Source organism: Paraburkholderia sp. SIMBA_027, assembly GCF_046535315.1.
Lineage (GTDB): Bacteria > Pseudomonadota > Gammaproteobacteria > Burkholderiales > Burkholderiaceae > Paraburkholderia > Paraburkholderia tropica.
Genome location: NZ_JAWRWY010000159.1, coordinates 1 through 388 on the forward strand (window position 1 = coordinate 1; position 388 = coordinate 388).

Sequence of the window (388 nt, forward strand, 5' to 3'; positions counted from 1 at the left end):
TGTAGGAAATTTCAACCTTTCTGAAATTATTGGTAGATAAGCTTTTAGCAAACCAACTATCGTTAACTAATCCTAATTTTTTAAAAGGATTTTTAGCCTTATCAAAATCTGAATAAATAATGGTGTTTAACCCTAAATTCGCACCGCCTATTCTTTCCAATTTTTCTTGCTTAACAAGATTATTGTCATTATTAAAATAGTAAGTTATAATAGCATCTTGATTCCCTCCTTTTTCTTCATATACACTTATTATACCTTTTTCATAAGTATATGATCTTGTTTTACCAAGTACAGAAACGAAATTATAAAATTCTGATTTTACGAGTTTGTTATTTTCTATTGTATGAATCGTATAAGCATTAGTACTATTATTAACAGCATCAAATAC

The 388-nt window shown here is 26.8% G+C and carries 1 protein-coding gene; it reads right to left on the bottom strand.

What is annotated here, in order from left to right; all coding sequences use genetic code 11:
• A partial coding sequence (locus SB764_RS38580) for a hypothetical protein (protein ID WP_410866546.1) occupies window positions 1-388 on the bottom strand: 388 nt, incomplete at both ends.